The following is a 21259-nucleotide window of genomic DNA, read 5'->3' as shown; positions in this document are numbered from 1 at the left end:
TTTTTGTTGCGGTGTATTTTAGATTAGTTTAAAATGACGCTTATTTATTTACAGAAACATTTCTAGGTAAATAGTGTTATCATAATTAAAAAATAACTTATTAAGTTTGCCGTCGTCCATTAACATTGATGCATATGAAAACAGATTTGATCGAAATCTTTCAAACCATTAGAGCAGGCATGCAACCCTACGAGGCATTGGGTTTTACTAGCAGGATAAATTCGGAAACTGAATATGACCTTTGGAGCGAAAAAAATGTGGTTTTGTTAGGTCGTGAAAGAAAAGAAATCTATTTTGCTGGTTTGAAAATGCTAAAAAGCGACATTACGCTTCATTTCATGCTGCTTTATACTCATCCAGAGGTTAGAGAACTTGTCCATCCAGATTTATTGAAATTGCTCAAAGGAAAATCATGCTTTCACATTAAGAAAATTGACGAGGTATTAATGTCACATATTACAGACGCCTTGGATAAAGGTTATAAAATTTATAGACAGAACGAGTGGGTTTAAATCCGTTATTTCAGGAAGATTTCTTTTTAACCGTACAAAACCAATATCATGCTGTAGAAGAAATCCAAACACATCCATTTTATGTGGTAGGGATCAAAGGAAGGGTGTATGTTAATCTTTTACCGTTGAATGCTAATTTCTTACCTCAACAATTACTCTCGCTACAGGCCGTTTATGCGCAACAAGGTATCTTTTTGGTTCATCTTTGGGAAGACGTTTGGGTAAAAAAAAGAGAACAAGTATTATGTAGAATACATTCTTTCTGCGGGCTAAATCAAAGTTTACATGGTAGAAAAGGCAAAATAGAAGAGGTCGATTCCGAAACTGCCAAGGATTTTTTAGAGCGACATCACTTACAAGGTTATATCAAAACGAAGTACAATTTAGGATTAAAGTTTAACGGGGAGCTTAAGGCAGTAGCTTGTTTTGCGGCATCGAGGCCGATGAAAAGCAAAGGAGCTCATTATAACTCTGCAGAATTGGTGCGTTTTGCCACGCAAACTGGAGTGACCATCGCTGGCGGCCTAGGCAAACTCATCGCTTCTTTTCTCGATAAAGTAAGCGTGAACGATTTAATGACCTATGCTGATCGGGATTGGTCATTGGGTAAAGGTTATGACAAACTAGGTTTTCAATTATCAGGAAATACGGATTCGGTATTTTTTTATGTGGACACCAACACCATGACAAGGTACTATGCGCATCGCTTGCCAAAAAAAATAATGACCGCTTTTGAAGCTCAAAATGTATTAAATTTGGATAGTTTTTTGACTAGTATCGACTGGATCAAAGTATTTAATACGGGTAATCTCAAATATCATCTCTATACGAATGTCTGATAAAAATTTGTTAATTGTACTTGGTGCAACAGCGGTTGGAAAAACCAAGTTGGCGGTACAATTAGCTCATGCTTTTAATGGTGAGGTCATTAGTGCAGATAGTAGGCAAGTTTTTAAAGGGATGGATATCGGAACTGGAAAAGACCTCTCTGAATACGAAATTAATGGACAAAAAGTCCCATATCACTTAATTGATATCAAACCTGCTGGCCAGCGCTATCAAGTGAATGCGTTCAAGGATGATTTTTACGAGGCATTTGATCAGCTACAAACCATAGGTAAATTGCCAATTTTATGTGGGGGCACTGGTATGTACATCCATAGCTTGTTGCAAAATCACGAGCTGACCGCTATCCCAGTAAATGAGCAATTGAGAAAACAGTTGTTTTTACTAAATAAGGATGAATTGCAAAATGAGCTAAATAAATACCCGCCTCAATTAAGGGAACAAGCGGATATCAGTTCACATAAACGATTAATTAGGGCTATTGAAATAGCTGAATATTTAAGCTATCACGATCTTAAAACTGAAAAAAGAACGAAACTAAAACCTTTGGTGATCGGGCTGTATAATGAAGTGGATGTCCGAAGAAATAAAATTCTGTCAAGATTAGATGAACGTCTTTCTAGTGGACTCATTGAAGAAGTACAGGATTTGCTTAAGCAGGGCGTAAGTGAAGAAATGTTGGTTTTCTATGGACTGGAATATAAGTTTGTGATCGCCTTTCTGAAGCATGAAATCAATTTAAATATCTTAAGAGAACGACTAGGTATTGCCATCTGTCAGTTTGCAAAAAGACAAATGACTTTTTTCCGTAAAATGGAAAAAGATGGTGTCAAAATTAACTGGATTGAAGCGGTTGAAGATCGAGCATTGGTTAAACAGCAAGCTTTTGATTTAGCAACCCCGTATTTTAATCTAAAATAATTGCATCTTCGTCCTATGAAACGGATCATAAGGCCAATCATTAAGTGGACAGGAGGGAAGTATAGGGAATTTGCCTTATTTCAGGAGCATATCCCCAAATTTGAACGTTATATAGAACCTTTTTTTGGTGGCGGAGGGGTATTCTTCGCCTTGCAACCCAAAACCCCTGTAATCATTAACGATAAAAGTCAGGATCTTATTCGGTTTTACCAGCAAATTAAAAGCAGGACATTTAAAACCAGGATCGGTCAATATGCTGATGCTTGGGATGAAGTAACCACTTTATCGGAATTGCTTTGGGAAAGTACAGGTCAAAAATTTTGCGATTTTATACTCAACCAGGCTGAGATTTCGGCACTAACCGCTTCCATAGATAAAGAACTTACAGCAACATTAACAAGCCTATCCACCTTAAGCAACAAAGACTTTCTAAAAAATCCAACAGAATTTTATCAGCATCTAAAAAAGGGAATGGAAAGCAAAGCTTCACGTTTACAGCGTATCAGTGCAAAGGCAGGCAAAACTTTCGATTTTAAAGAACTGAAAAAGCATTTTGAAACGGCACTTAAAAGCGGAACTTACCTTTTTTTCAGAACCCTATTGAATAAAAACACCAAAAAGCACTTCTTAAGCGAAGCCGATGCTGCCGCAAATTGGTACTTCGTAAGGGAATTTTGTTATGCTTCTATGTTTAGGTATAACAAAAAAGGCGTATTTAATATTCCATACGGTGGTATTTTATATAACAGAAAGAAATTTAGAAAGAAAGCAAACACCATCTTTACCAAGCCTCTTCAAAACCTGTTTCAAGATGCGGAAATTCATAATCAAGATTTTGAAATCCTGCTCGCTAGCATCACCTTAACACCCTCAGATTTCATCTTTTTAGATCCTCCTTACGATAGTGAGTTTTCTGAATATGATCAGAATAGTTTTACGCTAGATGATCAAAAAAGACTGGCAGATTTCCTAATTAGCTGCGTCGCTAAATGGATGGTTGTGATTAAAGAAACCCCATTTATTCTTGAGTTATATCGCCATCCTTCTGTTAAAATTACCACCTTTGATAAGAAGTATGTCTATAATGTAAGGGGTCGAAATAATAGAAAGGCTACGCATTTAATCATTACCAATTACTAGCGAATCTTTTATTGTGTAACAGATTTGTGTAGTATTTAGTACATATTTCATAGATGAAATTCCTTCTACCTACTCAGTAATTTAATTTCTTATTTTTTATTTAAATCAATTGTAATTCATGTAGTTATGTTTGTTTTTTTAACGTTTTTAAATACATAATGGCATATTGTTTGAACATTTTGCTGCGATTGCGTGTTGTAACAAAAGCAATCACAAATGTTAAACAAAAAGATGAAAGACCATTCCATTAAAATATAATCGGATGATGAAATGGAACCTCATCAATTAAATTAAAAACAGATGAAAAAGTATACAAAATCAATAGCTGCTGCAGTAGCTGCATTAGCTATCTTCGTTACCACAAACGTTCAAGCACAATCAGAACCTACTAATCCTTCTAGACAGAAATTAGGTGTTGGTATCAACGCAGGTATTCCAACCAACTCTGGCTCTAGTTTCGCCTTGGGTGCCGACTTACGTTATCAAATAGACATCGACAGACAATTGTCTATTCCAATTACCACAGGTTTTACCTCAATTTTCAATAAAGATATTACCGTTGGTAACACCACTGTCGACGTAAGCAATTTTAACTACATTCCTGCTAAGGCTGGTTTAAAAATCTTCTTTAGCGATACGGGTTCGGGTGCCTATGGTTTAGCTGAAGCAGGTGCGGCATTTAGCACCAATAAAGGCGGCGGTACTTGGTTTACCTATTCTCCTGCAATTGGTTATGCTTGGAGTAATGGATTAGACTTAGGTGTTAAGTACGAAGGACTTTCGAAAAGTGGTACTAATAACGGTTATGTAGGTTTGCGTTTAGCTTATGGTTTTAAACTATAATATATACGTTAACAAATTATAATTAAAATATAATATTATTGAGCTCCGGTAATTTTATCGGGGCTTTTTTTGTGTTTTTAGAATTATAAATGCTATTTTGAGCACAAAACAAAATAAGCTCTTAAGGGATTGTTTTACCAGATGGCAATCCGTAAAAACATAACAAGTATGCAAGGGAAAAAATATTTGGGTTTGGTAGGTATAGCCATATTATTGGCTTGTAATAGCTCCAATAAATCTACAGAAACAAAAGATAGTACAGTTGTATCTAAGAGCGACACCACAAAAGCAGTTGCATTAAGTTTTAGCGATGAGAAGCTACAAACCATTTATGCCAGCTACATCAAATTAAAAGACCAATTGGTGGCTACAAATTATAATGATGCTAAGCCTGCTGCTAACGAGTTGGCAATGGCCCTTAAAGGGTTTGAGGGTTGTGAAAATGCAGCGACTATTGCTCATAAAATTGCGGAAGCTAAAGATATTAAAGCGCAACGGACAGCTTTTAACGATTTAAATGTAGAAGTAATCCCAGTTTTTAAACATGCTGCTTTAACTTCGGGCACTATTTACTTACAGCACTGCCCAATGGCTAACAACGGCGATGGGGGCGATTGGTTAGCGAGTGAAAAAAATATCCGTAATCCATATTATGGAGATGAAATGATGGAATGCGGACGAGTAGCTGAAGAAATTAAGGCTAAATAATCCAAATGGAGATTAAAACGAGGTTAGAACCGTCAAAAAAGTGTAACAACCTTATGTTTGTTTTAACGTAAATTTTAATAAAAGGAAATAACTACTTATAATTATATAAAATTTTAAATATATGTCAACTACTGCAGAAATTAAGATAGACGGACAGACCTACGAGTTTCCGATCATTACCGGAACAGAAGGAGAGAAGGCTATCGATATTTCAAAATTAAGAGATCTAACAGGTCACATTACATTAGATTTTGGATACAAAAATACTGGTTCTACCAAAAGCGCCATTACCTTTTTAGATGGTGAAGAAGGTATATTAAAATATCGCGGATATCCTATTGAAGAACTAGCCGAAAAAGCGTCGTTTTTAGAAGTTGCCTATTTATTGATTTATGGAGAACTTCCTTCTCAAGAAAGAATAGAAAAATTCCAACAGGATATCAGCATGCACACGCTGATTCATGAGGATATGAAGAAGTTTTTTGACGGTTATCCTTCGAAATCACATCCTATGGCTCAGTTGTCATCATTGGTTTGCTCACTTTCAACCTTTTACCCTGAGAGCTTAGAAGCTAACCAATCGGAAGAGGAAAAAGACCTTACCATTATTAAAATGTTGGCTAAGATGACCACCATCGTGGCTTTCATCTATAAAAAATCGCTAGGTCATCCGTTAATCTATCCTAAAAACAAATACGATTACATTACCAACTACCTTTGGATGACCTTTGGTCAACGTACCGAAGATTTCGAACCAAATCCAGTAGTGGTAAGTGCAATGAATAAATTATTGATCTTACATGCTGACCACGAGCAAAACTGCTCAACTTCTACGGTTAGAATTGTAGGTTCATCTGATTGTAACCTTTATGCTTCTATTTCAGCAGGTATTTCTGCGCTTTGGGGACCATTACATGGTGGCGCTAACCAAGCAGTAATTGAAATGTTGGAGAAAATCAAAGCGGATGGTGGTGATACTGATAAATGGATTGCAAAAGCTAAAGATAAAAACGATCCATTCCGTATGATGGGATTTGGTCACCGTGTGTACAAAAACTTTGATCCAAGAGCTAAAATCATTAAAAAAGCTTGTGATGACATCTTAGAAAGTTTAGGTATTAACGATCCAGTATTGGAAATTGCTAAAAAACTCGAGCAAGCAGCTTTAACAGATCCTTATTTTATTGAGCGTAAATTATATCCAAACGTAGATTTCTACTCAGGTATCATTTACAGAGCTTTAGGATTCCCATCAGAAATGTTTACCGTACTTTTTGCTTTAGGTCGTCTTCCAGGATGGATTGCTCAGTGGAAAGAAATGAGAACAAACAAAGAGCCAATTGGCAGACCACGTCAAATATACGTTGGTGATGTTGATAAGCACTTGTAATAAACAAGAACTCTCTTTACAACCAAATATATAGTTGTTAAGCCGGTGGATTGCCGGCTTTTTTATTGCTTAATTTTTTAATTTTTCTTTAAGATTACACGCTATAACATAAGAAATAATTCTCCTATATGTCTATGTGATTTACAAATACTTAGAAACATAGTGAATTCATCGTTTTAAAAGATGAATTGAAAATTGATATCCTCCTAAGTAAGAAGGCTATTTAGGAATCTTTATAGCCTTTTTATAAAAAAAAGTTTTATGTTAAATCGAAACAACGCTAACAGCAATAATTAAAATAAAACATAGCGTGATCAACATGCTGTAGCAAAAGAACAAGAAGAATACTTTTAGCAAAGTAACCCATCTGGTACTACCATAAAATGTTCTGAGCGAACGGTAGATATACCAAAGGATATATAAAAACCCGAGTGTACCAATCAGCCATTCAATGTCCATTACAAATCTTGTCAACCATACCAGTAGGGCTGCAACAATAAAGCTTAAGAAAATGGCCGAATGAGTATGGAACGAATAAATAAGATGTTCATAATAAAAACGCTTCTTTCTAATGTAAACTAATTTTAAAATTATAGCAAAAAGCGGAAGTAGCACAAACATCATTTTAGGAATGAGCTTGATAGAGTCCTCTTTTATTTTCTGCCCTGGATCTGGATATTTATTAAACTGTATGCTTTTTTTGGAGAAGTAGTTTATAATGAAATTATCACGTTCCTCTTTGGGCAAGGCACGTTGCTTCTTTTCGTATTGCTCGATGGTTCCTTCCCGAGCAAAAGCATTAAATCTACTTTTCTTATATGGTAAAGAATCAATATTGATTCTTGTTGTGCCATTTTCTCTAATATCCTTTTCAACTGCTCTTAAAATACTATCCTTTTTTACTCTAGCTATGGGTAGATATTTCAACACTTGCCTTACTTCCTCTACATCATCTGATACTAATAAAGAGTCCTTATCCAATTTTTCAGTAACGGCTGCTGCTTTTCTTTCCGATTCGTGGTTTTTCTTTTCACTACCACTAAAAATGATGATAAAAAATACGATACTGATAAAGATATAAAGCTTAATAGGGTGGAGGAACGATGCCCTTTTTCCAGCAACATAGTCTACCGTAAGTTGCCCGGGCTTAAAAAGCAGGGGTTTAATGGTGCCAAAAAACTTATGTTCAAAATGGAAATAATCTGCAATGGCATGAGTAATCATGTGCAAAGCATCTTCCTTTAATTCTATGTTTTCCTGTCCACAATGAGGGCAATAAGTTTCTTCAACATGGTGGCCACAGTTTAAGCAATCTTTTTCTTTCCTAAGCTTTACGGATGACATTGGGATTTAAATATAATTAGTGACTGATTTTGTTGATCGCTTCTTCTTCAGCACGGGTATGTTTGTGCTTGAACATTAGGGCAAATAAAACGGTAATTACTAAAGCGTAAAGCGCAAAACTTAACCAGATGTTATGCCAGTCTTTTACGTCTAATGCACGGCTTAAACTTCCATCAGCCAAAACATTAATGCCTTTGTCGCCTAAAAATTTACGTAAATGCTCGTTATTAACATCGGTATTAACTAAATCAGCTGTAGACTGAATATTTGTGTAAAATTTAGTGAAATATTTATCAATCATCCAACCAGATAACAAACTGCCTAAAATGGCTCCAAAACCATTGGTCATCATCATAAATAAACCTTGAGCAGAAGAACGTATTTTAGCTGTAGTTGAAGTTTCTACAAATAACGATCCCGAGATATTAAAGAAATCGAATGCCATACCATATACAATACATGATAAAATAATCATCCATAGTCCACCGGCAGGATCACCATAAGCAAATAGTCCGAAGCGAAAAACCCATGCCAACATAGAAATTACAATCACTTTTTTAATACCAAAACGTTTCAAAAAGAATGGTATCGCTAAAATGAATAAAGTTTCAGATACTTGAGATATAGAGATAATTAATGTAGAATATCTTACCACCAAAGAGTCTGAATAGACAGGGAATAATTTGAACTCATCTAAAAAAACATCGCCATAAGCATTCGTTAATTGTAATGCGCCTCCCAAAAACATGGAGAAAACAAAAAACAATGCCATTTTATAGTTTGTAAATAATTTAAATGCTTCCAAACCTAAGCTTTGTACAAAACCTGCTTTTTCTGATACAGATTTTGTTGGTAAACACTTCGGTAAAGTGAACGAATAAAGTCCTAAAAAGATAGCGCCTACACCAGCAATGTAAAATTGATTAGCACTAGCCTTGCTACCAGTTAAATTGGTTACCCACATCGCTACAATAAAACCAACAGTTCCCCACACACGTATAGGAGGGAAGCTTTTAACCACATCAAGCTCGCTATTCTTTAAAGTAGTATAACTTATAGAATTACTTAATGCTATAGTAGGCATATAAAAACACATGGCTAAAAGAATAATCCAGAAAAAAGTTTGAGGATTATCTACCTGAGGTAAATAAAACATCACGGCTGCATACATGAGATGCAAGATCGCATAAAGCTTTTCGGCATTAATCCATTTATCTGCTAAAATGCCAGTAATTGTTGGCATGAACAAAGACGCTATTCCCATAGTGGAAAATATGATTCCAAAATGGGCACCATCCCACTGTTTAGTGCCAAACCAATAATTGGCAATAGTAATTAACCAAGCGGCCCACACAAAGAACTGCATGAAGCTCATGATTGTTAAGCGTAGCTTAATATTCATCCGCAATAAATTCGTTTTAGTTTTGAACGGTTTGAAGATAGGACTTTTTTTTAGTACATGACAAATTTAAGCGCATAAGCTAAGTAGATTTTTTATCACGATAAGTTTTGAATGTAGTGTGGTGAAAAATAGCGGTTAAATGAACAGCGTTTAAACAAAAAAATGCAGGTTATTTACCTGCATTTCTTCTATTGATTTCGTCTCTAATCCTAGCGGCTTTTTCATAAGCCTCATCGGATAGTGCTTTTTCTAATTTTTGTTGAAGTTCTTCCAATGATAAACTTTGATATCCAGATACTGCCATAGGAGGTTGTGTCTCCTCTGGCGTTTGTCCGCCCGTAATACTCTCTATATTTTCGAGGAACAGAAAATCATTTCCTTCAATCACAATTCCTGCAGAGGCTAGAATAAACTCGTAGGTATAAATAATCGCATTAAATCTTACTGCAATCGCAATGGCGTCTGAAGTACGAGCATCTATTTCTACCTGCTCGCCATCTTTATTACAAATTAGTTTAGCGAAAAATACACCGTCAACTAAATTGTAGATCAATACTTCTGTAATTTCTACCTGATAAGCTTGCGCAAATGATTTAAACAAATCATGAGTAAGCGGTCGGGTAGGAGACATTTTCTCAATCTCGATAGCAATGGCTTGCGCCTCAAATGCACCTATAATAATAGGAAGTCTTCTACGTCCATTTACTTCTCCCAAAACAAGTGCGTATGCACCAGATTGTGTTTGGCTGTACGATAATCCTACAATATCAAGTTTAACCTTCTTCATCCTTAAAAAATCAGCGCTTCAATGTGGTTGACTAGCCCTTATGTGCTTTTAACGCTGCAATTATTTTAGGAACTACTTCAAAAGCATCGCCTACAATACCATAATCGGCTACCTTAAAGAACGGCGCCTCAGCATCTTTATTGATTACCACAATTACTTTTGATGAACTTACACCTGCCAAATGTTGGATGGCACCTGAAATACCAATGGCAATGTATAAATTAGGACTGATGGCAATACCCGTTTGTCCAACGTGCTCAGAGTGAGGTCTCCAATCGGCATCAGAAACTGGTTTTGAACAAGCGGTTGCAGCTCCCAAAAGATCTGCTAATTCTTCTACCATTCCCCAGTTTTCTGGACCTTTTAAGCCTCTACCACCAGAAACAACGATCTCTGCGTCAGGTAATGAGACTTTATTGGTAGCACGTACAATTTCTTTTACAATAGCAGCTAAGTCGCTTGATTTTACTTCTGGACTAAAGGCTTCAATGGTAATATTGGTATGATTCTCTTTTACTCCAAAAGCATTTGGATTTAAAGCAATTACTTTGTTGGCTGATGTTAAGGTGGTGATGGCGAAAGCTTTTCCAGAGAAAGCGGTTTTCTTTACAGAAAAGTCACCAGTAGGTAGGTCCACAGCACCATCAATTAAACCTGCTTCAAGCTTTACGGCAACTCTAGGCGCTAAACCTTTTCCAGAGAATGAGTTAGAAAGCACAACGATGTTGGCACCTTCTTTTTTAGCGGCTTCGGCAATCACAGCAGCGTAAGCTTGATTTACAAAATTCTTAAGTTGATCGGCCTCTACTTTTAAAACTTTGCTTGCTCCATATTTTCCAAGTTCATTCAATTCACTATCTGCAACATTACCAATAGATACTGCACTTAAGCTAGTACCTTGTTGGTCCGCAATGGCTTTGGCATAAGATACAGCTTCGAATACTGATTTTTTGAACTTTCCTTCAACTTGTTCTACATATACTAATACTGACATATTAATCTATTTGAAATCCCATCGGGATGTTTTCTAATTTAACTTTTTAAACGATTAAGGTTTGCTTAAAGATCACTAGATCACTTTAGCTTCGGTATGTAATAAGCCGATAAGTTCTTCTGCACTTTCAGCAGGAATTAACTTCACCGAACCACGAGGTGCAGGAGTTTCAAACTTGCTAATTTTGCTCAATTCTGGAACATCTACCGCTTCTACGGTTTGTAATGGCTTTGTACGTGCAGACATGATCCCTCTCATGTTAGGGATTTTAGCTTCTGCAGTTCCTTCAGCACAACTTGCTACAAATTTACCACTTACAGTCACCACTTCTTTACCGCCCTCAATTTCGCGTTCAATGGTTGCAGTAGAACCATCATAATCTAATTTTTTAATGATAGAGATGGAAGGGATGTCTAAGAATTCGCCAATCATTGCGGCTACTTGAGAACCATTATAATCAATTGATTCTCTACCACATAAAATCATATCAAATTCGTTAGATTTTGCATATTCGGCAATTTGTTTAGCCACAAAATAAGCATCTCTAGGGGCTGCATTTATTCTTACGGCATCGTCAGCACCAATAGCTAGTGCTTTTCTGATGGTTGGTTCGGTAGCACTTTCGCCAACATTTACTACGGTTACAGTTCCCTTTCCACCTTCGCAAAGCTCAATAGCTCTAGAAAGCGCAATCTCATCATACGGATTAACGATGAATTGTACACCTGCAGTATTGAATTGGGTATTGTCACCCGTAAAGGTTATTTTTGTGGTCGTGTCTGGAACGTTACTGATACAAACTAGAATTTTCATATTTATATATTTGATTAAGGTAAAATTCAGCTATGTCAATTAAATTATTGCACTGGTTGATATGTTATATATTTGCCAACAAAGTTAAGAACCTAAAGATTCTACTTTTGTTTGTGCAATTTAAGGAATGTAATCCTTAAATGTATGTTTGCAAATCTAATTAAAAAAGCAAGGAATTAAAATGCAAAACCAACGATTAGCCAAGTTATTCGATTTTTTATCAGCCGATCCAAATGACAGTTTCATACTCTATGCCATTGCAACCGAGTACAATGTGCAAAACGATACTGAAAATGCACTTAAATATTACCTAGAGTTAACACAAAAGCATCCCGATTACGTGGGCACTTACTATCACTTGGGAAAACTTTATGAAAAATTAGGGAAAAAGGAAGAAGCCATTGAAGTTTATCAAACTGGCATGCAAGCGGCGAGACAAAAGAGAGATATGCATGCGTTATCTGAATTGCAAGGCGCATATAACAGCGCTGCTGGTTTAGATTACGAGGACGATTAAGAAATTTAGCAAATCAATTAGTTCCAAGTTAATGGCCAAAAGACAGCTTCTCTTTCTTAGAAATGTGTTCTTTTTCACCTTCACTGCTTTTGGTGGGGCGCAAGCGCATCTTTCGTTACTATTGCGCTACTTTGTGAACAATATTAATTTTGTGAGCGAAGAAGAACTGTTGGAATTGAATGCGTTAGCACAAGTTTTGCCAGGACCTGCGTCAACCCAAACATTGGTAGGCGTTGCCTATAAAGTTGGTGGACTCAAATTAGCCATTATCACTTTCTTGATTTGGATTTTACCATCGGCAGCAATCATGACATTGGCTGCGATTTGGTATGCCTTGTTAGATCAGAAACACAAATTTGCAGAAGCACTAGAATATATACATCCTATTGCCTTGGGCGTGGTAGCCTACGGAGCTTTCCAGTTAGGGCGAAAGGTATTGACTACTCAAGTATCTATATTTCTAGCGATAGGAGCTTTGGTAGGCACTTTGGTATTACGGGAGGCCTATGTATTTCCTTTAGCCATTTTAATTGGTGGGATGGTATCCTCGGCTATTGGTACACCTACTGAAGAAACGGAATTAAGGGTGCGGTTATTTGCAAACATCAATCCAAAAAAACTAGGTTATTTTATTGGTGTACTTCTTTTTATGGCCATGTTGGGTGCTATCATCAATCGAACGTCGCCCTTCAGTTTACCCATCAGGTTGTTCGAGAATTTTTATCGTAATGGTATTTTCATTTTTGGTGGAGGACAAGTTCTAGTGCCGATGATGTTTACCGAATTTGTGCAAATGAAGCATTACCTTAGCCAAACCGATTTCCTGTCTGGCTTTGCATTTCAACAAGTATTACCAGGCCCAACTTTTTCTTTCACTAGCTACATTGGCGCTTTGGGCATGAAACACGGTGGTTACGGCATATTGGGTCAAGCAACAGGTGGTCTATTGGCAGTACTAGGGATCAATTTACCTGGTTTGATTTTGGTGCTTTTTATTGTGCCGTTTTGGAATGATTTGAAGAAGATCTCTCGAATTAAACACTCGCTTTCAGGAATTAATGCGGTAAGCGTAGGTTTTATTATTGCCGCTTTTGTGATGTTAATTGCTCCTGTAGGGTTAAATTGGCTATTTTTGGGTATTGTACTGGCTACATTTTTATTGTTGAATTTCACCAAAATTAGCCCAGCATTGATTATTGTTGCTGGTTTGTTTTTGGGCTATATCATTTAATTTACTATGAATAAGTTTGTAAGAGAAGAAGTTAGTTTTTTTAAAGGTGCCAGAACACGTTGGCAGGAATTGAAATATGTTTTAGGCATTATTTATCAGTTTTATAAAGGATTTAGAAAGCTTCATTTTGTAGGCCCTTGTGTAACCGTTTTTGGTTCGGCCCGTTTTAAAGAAGACCACCCATATTATGAAATGGCTCGCAAAGTATCTGCCGAGATTTCGAAATTAGGTTTTACGATTATGACAGGTGGTGGGCCTGGTATTATGGAAGCCGCCAATAGAGGCGCAAAGGATGCTGGTGGTTTGTCGGTAGGCTGTAACATTGTGTTGCCACATGAACAACATGAAAACCCTTATTTGGATACTTCAGTAAACATTGAGTATTTCTTTGTGAGAAAAGAGCTTTTAAGAAAGTATTCTTATGCTTTTGTAGTACTACCTGGAGGTTTTGGTACGTTAGATGAGTTTTTTGAAACCTTGACGCTTATTCAAACAGGCAAAGTGGAAAAATTCCCGATTGTAATTATGGGAAAGGATTTTCATCATGAAATTTATCTACATATTGAGCGAATGATGGCTGAGAAAACCATTAGTCCAGAAGATATGGATTTGCTTTTGTTTACCGATGATATAGAAGAAGTGGTAAGGCACATCAGGAAGTATAGAGAAACGGCACCTATATTTAAATTGCAATCACCTAAAAAAGCTTGGTGGATTTTTGGAGAAGAAAAGCCAGATGCGAAAGCAAGTTAATTTTTAAGACTTATGAAGTTTTAGAAACTTCGTAAGTCTGGTATGAATCTAACAATATGTTAACGATTAAATAAAAAGGGCTTATGAAATGTTTCATAAGCCCTTTTTATTTCAAATATCTTAAAACGGTGGGTCATCATCAGGCATATCATTCATACTTGATGGTCTGATGATGATATTTCCAGGAGACCTATCAAAACTTTCTGAAGGCATCATACTGTTATCACTTCCTGCAGAGAAACTAGAAGGAGGAAGGAAGCTGTCTTCCAAATCGGCAAATTTCACGTATTTACCAATAAATCTCAATGGTACAATACCCGTTTCACCGTGACGGTTTTTACCGATAATTACCTCACCTACACCCGCATTTGAACGCCCACTTTCATCTTCCATGATACCGTAATATTCTGGACGATAAAGGAAAAGTACCATATCGGCATCCTGCTCAATTGAACCAGATTCACGTAAATCGGATAACATTGGACGTTTACCGTTCTGTCCTGGTCTACTTTCTACCGCACGACTTAACTGCGAAAGTGCAATTACGGAAACATCTAATTCTTTTGCTACTGATTTTAAGGCACGCGAAATACTACCAATTTCCTGCTCACGGTTACCACCACCTTCGCCTTTACCATGCATCAACTGCAAATAATCGACAATGACCATTTGGATATCGTATTGCGATTTTAACCTGCGGCATTTTGCCCTAAATTCAAAGATGTTCAAGGCAGGCGTATCGTCAATTAAAAGCGGCGCTTCTGAAAGTCGGCCAATTTTACTGTGTAATTGTTGCCATTCCCATTCCGCCAAGTTACCTTTTCTGATTTTCTCCTGTTCAATTTCGGCTTCACCAGAAATTAAACGATTTACCAACTGAACCGAGGACATCTCTAAAGAAAATACAACAACTGGCTTTTGAAAATCTACCGCGGCATTACGAGCACAACTTAGTACGAAGGCGGTTTTACCCATCGCTGGACGAGCAGCAATAATTACCAAATCCGATTTCTGCCATCCACCAGTTACCCTGTCTAAATCTGTAAATCCAGAAGGTACCCCAGTTAAACCATCTGTTTTAGTTCTTAATTCTTCCAAAGAAGCTAAAGACTGTTTAACAATGGCATCCATTTTTTGCGTATCTCTACGTAAATTGTTTTGCGCAATGTCAAATAGGTTTTTTTCGGCCATATCTAATAGGTCGAAAATATCCGTAGTGTCTTCGTAAGCATTTTTAATAATCTCCGTAGAAATCCTAATCAGCTCGCGTTGAATATATTTTTGAGAAATAATACGAGCGTGAAACTCAATATTTGCCGCCGAAGATACGCGATTAGTAAGGTAAGTTACATAGTAAGCACCTCCAATCATTTCTAAGCTGCCATTGGTACGTAATTCTGTAGTTACGGTTAAAATATCAACAGGTTTAGATTTCTGGAAAAGTGTTTGTATCGCTTCGAAAACTCTCTTGTGTCTTTCGTCGTAAAAAAGTTCAGGCTTAAGCACGTCAATAACGGCAGATAAGGCATCTTTTTCTAGCATTAAAGCTCCCAATACCGCTTCTTCCAAATCGGTAGCCTGTGGTTGTATTTTATCTACTGTACTAATGGTATTGGCTAGTCGGCTTTTTCTGGCTGATAATGAATATTTGCCTTGTCCCTTTTGTTCGTTATCCATGCTCATGAAGCAAAAGTAACTAAAATAAGACCTTTTTGTTGGAAGAAGTTTTAAGTCGATTGTCAACAACTTGAATGCTAATCTGATGATTTTTTTCGCTATATTATAAACACAGCGCAGTTGTAAACAATTTTATGTGGATAAGCTTGTATTGAGCTTTTAATAATTACTTTTGCACAATAATTAATAGGCATGGATAATTTTAGAAGACCGCAAAGAATTAAAGAGAATAATGAATTTGTTTTTGGTATTAGGGCTGTAATCGAAGCAATAAAAGCAGGCCGTGATATAGAAACCATTTACGTTCAAAGAGGTCTTTCTGGCGAGTTGTTTCTAGAATTGAAAGCTTTATTGTCGGGTTCTTTAATCCCGATGAGCGTGGTTCCTATAGAGAAGTTAAATAGGATGACTCAAAAGAACCACCAAGGAGTTATTGCGGTAATTTCTCCTATTACTTATCAAAATATCGAAGATATTATTCCTGCTATTTACGAAAAAGGGGAGACACCATTAATTTTAGTACTGGATAGTGTGACTGATGTTAGAAACATGGGCGCTATTGCCCGTACTGCTGCTTGTGTGGGTGTACACGCAATTGTAGTTCCTTTAAAAAATGCAGCACAAATTAACGCAGATGCGATTAAAACTTCTGCGGGAGCATTATTTTCTATCCCAGTTTGTAGACATGCGAATTTGCATAAAGTCTGTTTATTTTTACAAGATAGTGGTTTGCAGGTAGTAGCTTGTACCGAGAAAACCAACGATTTAATTTATGCGCCTGATTATTCGATGCCTACCGCTATTCTGATGGGTTCCGAAGATGAGGGTATTTCTAATGATTTATTAAGAGTAGCCAACCATTTGGCCAAAATTCCAATGGCTGGCAAAATCGAATCCTTAAATGTTTCGGTTGCTGCTGGGGTAATTTTATACGAAGCAGTAAGACAACGTGTGACGGGTTAGATAAACTTCCCGCCAAACTTTGCTTTTACATCAGCAACAATATTTTTAACGTTTTGCTCTTCTGCTCGTTTACAGATTAATAGGGTGTTGTTTTCCTCCACCACAATGTAATCGTGCATCCCCTGCAAAATGACCAATTTTTCTTTCGGTACATTTACCATACAGTTAGAAGAATCGTACATCATGACCTGTTCAGAAGGTATTACCGCATTACCTACGTAATCTTTTTCGGCCATTTCGTAAATAGAAGCCCAAGTTCCTAAGTCAGACCACCCAAAATCTGATGGCAACACGAAAACATTATCTGCTTTTTCCATGATACCGAAATCTATGGAGATATTGGTGCAAAGTTGGTAAGCATTGGCGATAAAAGCCTTTTCATTATCAGTATTGTAAACTGTTCTGCCACCAGTAAAAATCTCGTGCATGTCTGGTAGATGCCTTTGTAATGCTCTGTTAATGGCACTCGCAGACCATATAAAAATACCAGCGTTCCAAAGGAAATCGCCACTTTGAAGGAAAGACTTGGCGAGCTCTAAATTTGGCTTTTCTGTAAATGTTTTTACCTTATGAACTTCGCTATTACCTACTAAAACTTCGTCTGTATATTGGATATACCCATAACCTGTGTCGGGTCTGTTTGGCTTAATTCCTAAAGTGATTAAACAATCAGTCTGTGCAGCCACTTCCATCGAGGTTTCAATGGCATTGATAAAAGCAGCTTGATTAGCAATGGTGTGGTCTGATGGTGCAACTACAATGACAGCATCAGGATTAAGTTCAGCAATTTTAGAAGAACCGTAAGCAATACAAGGAGCTGTGTTACGCATCATTGGTTCAGCTAAAATCTGATTTTCACCTAATTGAGGTAGTTGCTCTTTGATCAGATCAACATAGCTTTCATTGGTGACAATGAAGATGTTTTCTGGCAAGCAAATTTGCAGAAAGCGATCGTAAGTACTTTGTATAAGTGTCTTACCAACACCAAAAAAATCTATAAATTGTTTAGGGAATTCTGTTCTACTTACTGGCCAAAAACGACTTCCAACGCCGCCAGCCATAATTAATGCATACCTGTTTTTGTTCATCTTCAAGGCAAATATAATTTTTTAAACGATACCTTCTTGTAAAAGATCGTGTAAATGAACCAAACCAAAATAACGACCTTCTTTGGTCACCAAAATTTGGGTAATATTGTTTTTCTTAATAATTTCTAACGCTAATAAGGCCAACTCTTCACAATCAATTTTCTTAGGATTGGTGTTCATCAGGTCACTAGCTTTGATATTTTCAAGATTGGTATGTTTTTCAAGCATCCGTCTAATATCTCCATCGGTAATTACCCCATGGATCTCATCACCTTCAGTAACAACAACAGCTCCTAAACGGTTTTTACTAATTTCAATAATGATGTCTTTTACTGGCGCATTCGGTGATATTGACGGCTTTTCATTTTTGGCAGCAATATCGCCGGCCTTTAAGTACAATCTTTTTCCTAATGAACCGCCTGGATGATATTTAGCAAAATCTGTGGATTGGAAGTTTCTAGCCTGCAATAGACAAATGGCTAAAGCATCGCCCATAGCTAGTTGTGCGGTAGTACTGGTAGTAGGTGCTAAATTGTGCGGACAGGCTTCTTTTTCTACGGTAGTATTCAAAATTAAATCTGCTTGTTTGGCTAAATCAGAGTTGATATTTCCCAGCATGCCCACCAGCTTATTTCCTGATAGTTTTAAAAGAGGGGCAAGCAGTTTAATTTCTGGGGTATTGCCACTTTTGGACAAACAAAGTACCACATCATCTTTTTGAATCATGCCTAGGTCGCCATGTACTGCATCTGCGGCATGCATAAAAACAGCTGGCGTTCCAGTAGAGTTAAAAGTGGCCACAATTTTTTGTGCAATAATGGCACTTTTGCCAATTCCAGTAACGATCACACGTCCTCGGCTATTCAAAATAGTGTTAACCGTCTCCACAAAATCATCGTCGATATAGTTAATAAGCCCTAATATGGCTTCAGATTCCAGCTTCAGCGTAGATGTAGCCGAATCAATTATAGATTTTTTACTTTCCAAAGAGAATTTATTAGTAAATTAATACTTTAATTAATGCAAAATTATGTTATTTTGAACAATAATAGCACACAATATTCAGCACAGGAAATGGACGTCAAGAAGTCTTTATTTGATAACCTTCAAACATTCTTCGGTTTCGATAATTTTAAAGGCGATCAAGAATCGATTATCACCAATATATTAGAGGGAAAAAATACATTTGTAATTATGCCAACGGGTGGAGGAAAGTCCATCTGTTATCAGTTGCCAGCTTTAATGAGCGAAGGTACTGCCATTGTAATTTCGCCACTCATCGCCCTAATGAAAAATCAGGTAGACCAAATTAGGGCATTTGGAGGCAACGATAGCATAGCGCATTTTTTAAACTCGTCACTTACCAAATCGGAAATCACGCAGGTGAAAACCGATTTATTAAACGGCCATACCAAATTGTTGTATGTTGCCCCCGAATCTTTAGCCAAGCAAGAGAATGTCGAATTTTTAAGATTATTAAAAATTTCGTTTGTTGCAGTAGATGAGGCGCATTGTATTTCTGAATGGGGACATGATTTTAGACCAGAGTATCGGAAAATCAGACAGGTGATTGCAGGATTGGGTGAAAATATTCCAATTATTGCTTTAACGGCTACTGCAACACCCAAAGTACAGCAAGATATCATTAAAAACTTGGGCATGACGGATGCCACTTTATACAAGTCGTCATTTAACAGGCCAAACCTTTTTTATGAAATCCGCCCTAAAAAGAACATCAACAAAGAAATCATTAAATATGTAAAATACAACCCAGGTAAATCTGGAATTATTTACTGTTTAAGCCGTAAAAAAGTAGAGGAAGTAGCTGAAAACCTAAATATCAATGGGATTAAAGCCTTGCCTTATCATGCGGGATTGGAGCCAAAGGTAAGGGCTGATACACAAGATAAATTCCTGATGGAAGATGTAGAGGTGATTGTTGCCACTATTGCTTTTGGTATGGGAATTGATAAGCCTGACGTAAGATTTGTCATTCATCACGATGTGCCTAAAAGCATGGAAGGATATTATCAGGAAACAGGTAGAGCTGGTCGTGACGGTGGCGAAGGAGTTTGTATTGCCTTTTATTCGCAGAAAGACGTAGAGAAGCTGGCCAAGTTCATGAAAGACAAACCTGTTTCTGAACGTGAAATTGGTACTCAGATTTTGAAGGAAGTGATAGATTATGCCGAATCTTCTGTTTGTAGACGAAAGCAAATTTTGCACTATTTCGGAGAGAATTTCAACGAAACTGGCTGTAACTGCATGTGCGATAACTGTAAAAAACCAAAGCAACAGTTTGACGCTGAAGAAAAACTGCTCACACTACTCAAATTGGTAGAAAGTAGCGGCGAAAAATTTGATGATGCCCATTTGATCAACGTTTTCATGGGTTACGAAACGGCCCAAACCATTGCTTACGAACACAGTAAACTTCCAGAATTTGGTTCAGGTAAGGCAGATGGTGAGAATTTATGGAAATCATTGTTAAGACAGGCCGTTTTAAATAATTTTTTAGCGAAGGATATTGACAATTATGGTTTACTGAAACTTACCAAAATTGGACGTGAGTTTATAGAAAACCCATATAGTCTTAAATTTATATTAAACGAAATTGTAGATACCGCAGGAGATGACGATGAAGATGAAGTAAAACAAGCTACTGCGGCTTTAGATACACAACTACTGCAACTGTTAAAGGACCTTCGCAAAAAAATCGCCAAGCAAAAAAATGTTCCCCCATTTGTAGTTTTCCAAGACCCTTCTTTGGAAGAAATGTGTACCCACTATCCAATTACCAGCGATGAGTTAAAACAGATTTCGGGGGTTGGTAATGGAAAGGCACTTAAATTTGGAGCGCCATTTATTGAGTTGATTAAGAAGTACGTAGAAGACAACGACATTGACAGACCTGTGGATTTAGTGATTAAAACCCAGGCGAATAAATCGGCTTTAAAGGTCTCTATTATTCAAAATATTGATAGACAAATTAGCTTAGAAGATATTGCCCGTTCAAAAGGCATTACCTATGCTGATATCATCAAAGAAGTAGAAGCTATTGTTAATTCGGGCACTAAACTTAACTTAACCTATTACATCGATGAGATGATAGATGAAGATAGGCAAGATGAAGTTTTCGACTATTTCCAATCAGCAGATACCGATTCAATAGACTTAGCATTAAGGGATTTGGGTGAAACTGATTATACCAGAGAAGAAATCCAGCTCATGCGCATTAAATTCATGAGTGAGTTAGGGAACTAGTAAAGTGAATATTCTTTAAGCAAATAAAGTCTAAATACTTATATCTAACTACTGAATACTAAAATT

20 protein-coding genes are annotated in these 21259 nt (G+C 36.9%); 12 read left to right on the top strand and 8 right to left on the bottom strand.

Going from position 1 to position 21259, the window contains the following annotated elements:
- The first annotated feature begins 134 nt into the window (after positions 1-134).
- The 7 genes from DUT70_RS04120 to DUT70_RS04090 all read left to right on the top strand — a co-directional run bounded on the left by DUT70_RS04120 (position 135) and on the right by DUT70_RS04090 (position 6360).
- Positions 135-512 (top strand): hypothetical protein, encoded by a 378-nt coding sequence (locus DUT70_RS04120; RefSeq protein WP_113646009.1) that lies wholly within the window; start codon positions 135-137, stop codon positions 510-512.
- Positions 503-1351, top strand: coding sequence for a hypothetical protein (locus DUT70_RS04115; RefSeq protein ID WP_113646008.1), 849 nt, complete (start codon positions 503-505; stop codon positions 1349-1351). The genes DUT70_RS04120 and DUT70_RS04115 overlap by 10 nt, the downstream gene beginning before the upstream one ends.
- Entirely contained in the window at positions 1344-2279 is a 936-nt protein-coding gene (gene miaA / locus DUT70_RS04110; protein ID WP_113646007.1) for a tRNA (adenosine(37)-N6)-dimethylallyltransferase MiaA, read from the top strand. The genes DUT70_RS04115 and miaA overlap by 8 nt, the downstream gene beginning before the upstream one ends.
- A gap of 15 nt (positions 2280-2294) precedes the next feature.
- A complete protein-coding gene (locus tag DUT70_RS04105; protein ID WP_113646006.1) occupies positions 2295-3419 on the top strand; it encodes a DNA adenine methylase in 1125 nt (374 codons plus the stop codon).
- Between the two features lie 300 nt (positions 3420-3719).
- On the top strand, positions 3720-4262 hold the full coding sequence (locus DUT70_RS04100; RefSeq protein ID WP_113646005.1) for a hypothetical protein: 543 nt from the start codon (positions 3720-3722) through the stop codon (positions 4260-4262).
- Positions 4263-4430: 168 nt separating this feature from the next.
- On the top strand, positions 4431-4970 hold the full coding sequence (locus DUT70_RS04095) for a DUF3347 domain-containing protein (protein WP_113646561.1): 540 nt from the start codon (positions 4431-4433) through the stop codon (positions 4968-4970).
- 121 nt (positions 4971-5091) lie between these two features.
- A complete protein-coding gene (locus DUT70_RS04090) occupies positions 5092-6360 on the top strand; it encodes a citrate synthase (RefSeq protein WP_113646004.1) in 1269 nt (422 codons plus the stop codon).
- Between the two features lie 264 nt (positions 6361-6624).
- Here DUT70_RS04090 and DUT70_RS04085 read toward each other — a convergent pair whose 3' ends face one another.
- The 5 genes from DUT70_RS04085 to DUT70_RS04065 all read right to left on the bottom strand — a co-directional run bounded on the left by DUT70_RS04085 (position 6625) and on the right by DUT70_RS04065 (position 11700).
- Positions 6625-7704, bottom strand: a complete 1080-nt coding sequence (locus DUT70_RS04085; protein WP_113646003.1) for a DUF3667 domain-containing protein — start codon at positions 7702-7704, stop codon at positions 6625-6627.
- A gap of 16 nt (positions 7705-7720) precedes the next feature.
- Entirely contained in the window at positions 7721-9106 is a 1386-nt protein-coding gene (locus DUT70_RS04080) for a nucleoside permease (RefSeq protein ID WP_113646002.1), read from the bottom strand.
- 169 nt (positions 9107-9275) lie between these two features.
- Positions 9276-9893, bottom strand: coding sequence for a bifunctional nuclease family protein (locus DUT70_RS04075; RefSeq protein ID WP_113646001.1), 618 nt, complete (start codon positions 9891-9893; stop codon positions 9276-9278).
- 31 nt (positions 9894-9924) lie between these two features.
- The gene (locus DUT70_RS04070; RefSeq protein ID WP_113646000.1) at positions 9925-10887 is read right to left on the bottom strand and encodes an electron transfer flavoprotein subunit alpha/FixB family protein; all 963 of its coding nucleotides are present in this window, start codon (positions 10885-10887) and stop codon (positions 9925-9927) included.
- Between the two features lie 75 nt (positions 10888-10962).
- On the bottom strand, positions 10963-11700 hold the full coding sequence (locus tag DUT70_RS04065; RefSeq protein ID WP_113645999.1) for an electron transfer flavoprotein subunit beta/FixA family protein: 738 nt from the start codon (positions 11698-11700) through the stop codon (positions 10963-10965).
- Positions 11701-11881: 181 nt separating this feature from the next.
- On the opposite strand from DUT70_RS04065, the gene DUT70_RS04060 reads away from it, so the two are divergent.
- The 3 genes from DUT70_RS04060 to DUT70_RS04050 are packed head-to-tail and all read left to right on the top strand — an operon-like array spanning position 11882 to position 14201.
- Complete coding sequence (locus DUT70_RS04060; RefSeq protein WP_113645998.1) at positions 11882-12217, top strand: tetratricopeptide repeat protein; 336 nt, start codon at positions 11882-11884, stop codon at positions 12215-12217.
- Between the two features lie 31 nt (positions 12218-12248).
- Positions 12249-13448 carry a chromate efflux transporter gene (gene chrA / locus DUT70_RS04055; RefSeq protein ID WP_113645997.1) on the top strand — a complete coding sequence of 400 codons (1200 nt, stop codon included), beginning with the start codon at positions 12249-12251 and terminating at the stop codon, positions 13446-13448.
- 6 nt (positions 13449-13454) lie between these two features.
- Positions 13455-14201: an LOG family protein gene (locus DUT70_RS04050; RefSeq protein WP_113645996.1), complete on the top strand. Its 747-nt coding sequence runs from the start codon at positions 13455-13457 to the stop codon at positions 14199-14201.
- Positions 14202-14321: 120 nt separating this feature from the next.
- On the opposite strand, the gene dnaB is transcribed toward DUT70_RS04050, so the two are convergent.
- A complete protein-coding gene (dnaB, locus tag DUT70_RS04045) occupies positions 14322-15884 on the bottom strand; it encodes a replicative DNA helicase (RefSeq protein WP_394342343.1) in 1563 nt (520 codons plus the stop codon).
- A 186-nt stretch (positions 15885-16070) separates the two neighbouring features.
- Here dnaB and rlmB point away from each other — a divergent pair, with 186 nt between their 5' ends.
- Positions 16071-16841, top strand: coding sequence for a 23S rRNA (guanosine(2251)-2'-O)-methyltransferase RlmB (rlmB, locus tag DUT70_RS04040; protein ID WP_113645995.1), 771 nt, complete (start codon positions 16071-16073; stop codon positions 16839-16841).
- On the opposite strand, the gene DUT70_RS04035 is transcribed toward rlmB, so the two are convergent.
- Entirely contained in the window at positions 16838-17929 is a 1092-nt protein-coding gene (locus DUT70_RS04035; protein WP_113645994.1) for a mannose-1-phosphate guanylyltransferase, read from the bottom strand. The two genes, rlmB and DUT70_RS04035, sit on opposite strands and share 4 nt — an antisense overlap.
- 21 nt (positions 17930-17950) lie before the next feature.
- Positions 17951-18916, bottom strand: a complete 966-nt coding sequence (locus tag DUT70_RS04030; protein WP_113645993.1) for a KpsF/GutQ family sugar-phosphate isomerase — start codon at positions 18914-18916, stop codon at positions 17951-17953.
- 87 nt (positions 18917-19003) lie between these two features.
- Between DUT70_RS04030 and recQ the strand changes: the two genes are divergently transcribed.
- Positions 19004-21193, top strand: coding sequence for a DNA helicase RecQ (gene recQ, locus DUT70_RS04025; protein WP_113646559.1), 2190 nt, complete (start codon positions 19004-19006; stop codon positions 21191-21193).
- Positions 21194-21259: the final 66 nt, after the last annotated feature.

The sequence above is a fragment of the Pedobacter chitinilyticus genome (genome assembly GCF_003313385.1).
GTDB classification, from domain to species: domain Bacteria; phylum Bacteroidota; class Bacteroidia; order Sphingobacteriales; family Sphingobacteriaceae; genus Pedobacter; species Pedobacter chitinilyticus.
Note: the sequence above shows the minus strand (reverse complement) of the source record. Positions and strands in the feature narration are given on the sequence as shown.